The sequence below is a fragment of the Prevotella dentasini JCM 15908 genome (assembly GCF_000614065.1).
Taxonomy (GTDB): Bacteria; Bacteroidota; Bacteroidia; order Bacteroidales; family Bacteroidaceae; genus Prevotella; species Prevotella dentasini.
In genome coordinates this window covers 1-3,070 of sequence record NZ_BAKG01000037.1, presented here as the reverse complement: position 1 = coordinate 3,070, position 3,070 = coordinate 1, and the positions used below count along the sequence as shown (strand labels likewise).

The following is a 3,070-nucleotide window of genomic DNA, read 5'->3' as shown; positions in this document are numbered from 1 at the left end:
AGTTCGTCCTATTTGTGTAATATATAAAGGTGATAGGAAAAGGGACTATAAATATCTGTTTTTGTCAAATTTTAGGCAGATTTACTTTGTAATTTCTATTTTTTGTCTGATATTTTTGGAGTTTTTGCTATTTATCTGTATCTTTGTCGGGTAATCTATTTATTACCATGAGTTTTTGGATTTTATTCCAGTTTGTGGGGATTGTGTCTTCCCATTTGACTTTTTTAATTTTCAAAGGCCATGAGACTTTACTTAAAACCTAAATTTATGAAAAGAACAAAAAACTTTTGGGCATTGTTGTTGCTAATGACAATGTATTGTTTTGCCACCAAAGCGCAAGACACTTTTGTTCCTGCACCCACCGATGGAGCAAAAATTACTTTCGTTACCGAATTTGAAGTCGGAGAGCCTATCAGCTTGGCCTTTGGTGCAGACGAGGACAAGAGAAACTGTTGGATTGACCTCAATGGCAATGAGACCTGCGATGCAGGAGAAAGAATTACGGAGTATGGCGATATGGAGCTGTACAACAAGTCTGTACGCAATAAAAATTCGCGCATGCTGAAGAAGGCTGCACGGGTAAAAAAACAGGTTTTTAATACAGAACAGGCAGAGATAACGGTATATGGAGACCTTTCTTTCTTTTGGGCAGAAGGGGCTGGACTTACGGACATAGACATCTCGGGCAATCCGTCGCTGAAGAAGTTGAGCGTTACGGACAACGCGCTGGTGGAACTTAACGTGAGCGGCAATGCCGGACTTACGCATCTTAATGCGGATGCCAACCAAATCAACTCAATAGACCTGTCGAACAACAAGAAACTGGAATTTGTTGAGCTGTCGTATAATCCGTTGGGCGTCTTCCCTGACATGAAGAACTCTTCGGAGACCATCAAGATTATTTCCCTGAGCTTTGCAGGGCTTACCGAGGCTGACGTAACGCCTTATAAGAATCTGGAGGAGCTTTATCTGACAGGAAACGAGATAGGCAAGATAGACGTCAGCCAGATGCCGAAGCTGAGAGACCTTGCGGTTTCTTTCAATAAGCTCTCGGAGATAGACGTGAAGAACAACAAGCAGCTGTCGAAGTTGACATGCGACAACAATCTCCTTACTGCGCTTGAGCTTGCAGAGCAGCCTAACCTGCGCCTGCTGTACTGCGGAGACAACAGCCTGAAGGCTCTTGACCTGACGCATTGCCCGAAGCTGTACGAGTTTTCCTGCGATGGAAACGAACTGACAGCCTTGGACTTTACAAATGCGAAGGAGGTTTCTGAAATCTATTGCTTCAAAAACAATATCAGCGGCAAGGGTATGGACGACATGGTAGCCAGTCTGCCCGACCTGCATGAGCGTGAAATTACCGAGGACGAGGAAATCAATTACGGTTATCTGAATGTGGTATGCAGCGAGGAAGGAGTGGTCGACAACATCATGACCCGCAAGCAAGTGAGAGATGCACGTGCAAAGGGATGGAGCGTGATGCGCTACAACGACGGAGACTTTGCCGAATATGAGGGCGAAGGCGAGGAAGCTGCCTCAATGATTCGCATGAAAACCGGATTGGAGGTCGGCACGCCGATAAATCTCAGAATAACGGCAGAGGGCGACGTTGAGATGGAAGGCGTTAAGTATGTGGAAGAATCACAGAGCTATGTGGTTACTGCTGAAGAGATTGTTCTGAAAGGAAATATCACGGAGCTGAGCAGTACCGACAACACCTATCAGGGAAATGTGGGCATCAAGGAATTGGACTTGAGTCAGTGCCCGGGACTGAAATCTCTTGTGGTATGGGGTAACAGCCTTAAGGAGCTTGACCTGACCAACAGCGACAACCTACAGATTGTCGATGTAAGTCTGAACAAACTTAAGAAGCTGAAAATCAATAGGAACAACATGCTGCAGGAGTTGAATTGTGCTTACAATTCACTTACGCAGATAGATCTTTCCGGTAGTGCCAACTTGTATGAGCTCTCGTGCTATCAGAATAAATTGACGGAAGTCAGCGTGTCCGGCTGTTCTTCACTGGAAGAGCTGCGATGCGAGATAAACAGCATTACAGAATTGGATGTATCCGACTGCTCCAAGCTGTACTCTCTGAATTGTCGTGAAAACAAGCTGACCAAACTGGATGTAAGCGGATGTCCTTCTTTGGAGAAGTTGCTTTGCAGCAAGAACAAACTTGAGAAACTTGACGTTTCCTTCTGTCAGATGCTCGACTATCTGGATTGTACCGAGAACCAACTCGAGGAGTTGGATGTCAGCCATAATGACAACCTGAGCAAGCTGTTCTGCTACATGAACGGACTCAGGAAACTTGAGCTGGGTGATGGTGCGATGTTAAAGTCGGTATTCTGCAACAAGAACATGTTGGAGGAGCTTCATGTTGCCAATATGGCAGTCTTGGAAGAAGTTGGATGCTCGGATAATATGATAAAGAGCCTTGACCTCACAGGCTGTCCGTCGTTGAAGAACCTTTCCATATACTCGAATCAGATTAATGAAAAGAATATGGATGCATTGGTAAGCTCGATGCCTTCGCGCGTCGGCTCTGAACCTGCCGGAACGATTACCGTGGTGAACGATCCTCCTGAAGACGACGGAAATGTCTTTACGAAGAAGCATGTAGGGATTGCAAACAATCTGAACTGGGAAGTATATATTATGACCTTTGAAGGCAGGGAACTTTATGAAGCAGTGTCGAAACAGGTATCGGTGCTGTATCGGAAGACGGCTTCAAGTTCTATCCGAACCCTGCAACCGACTACATCAACATCGCCAATGCCGCTCCCGATACCGATGTGGCCCTGCTGACCGTCGGAGGCATCAGGGTAGCAAGGACGCGTACCGACATGAACGGTGCAGCCACGATGGATGTATCGGCTCAGCCTTCCGGCAATTATCTGCTGCAGGTGGGCAATAAGGCATACCATGTAGTAGTAAAATAATGTTTTAGCTCCGCCTCTGTTTCTCTGAACAAGCAGAAGAGCCTCATTTGTGAGGCATATCAGGAGCAATATAACAAGATTAGGATTTTTCAGTGCTGTCCCGGCACTGGGAAATCCTTTTT

At 45.8% G+C, this 3,070-nt stretch carries 2 protein-coding genes; both read left to right on the top strand.

Annotated elements, in window-relative coordinates:
- The first annotated feature begins 267 nt into the window (after nucleotides 1-267).
- A complete protein-coding gene (locus JCM15908_RS11225; protein ID WP_148295594.1) occupies nucleotides 268-2,814 on the top strand; it encodes a leucine-rich repeat domain-containing protein in 2,547 nt (848 codons plus the stop codon).
- Nucleotides 2,712-2,948 (top strand): T9SS type A sorting domain-containing protein, encoded by a 237-nt coding sequence (locus JCM15908_RS15730; RefSeq protein ID WP_084607875.1) that lies wholly within the window; start codon nucleotides 2,712-2,714, stop codon nucleotides 2,946-2,948. The genes JCM15908_RS11225 and JCM15908_RS15730 overlap by 103 nt, the downstream gene beginning before the upstream one ends.
- Nucleotides 2,949-3,070: the final 122 nt, after the last annotated feature.

What these genes read in the sequence shown, in the direction of transcription:
- JCM15908_RS11225 (WP_148295594.1), top strand. Translation starts at nt 268, where the DNA reads ATGAAAAGAACAAAAAACTTTTGGGCATTGTTGTTGCTAATGACAATG.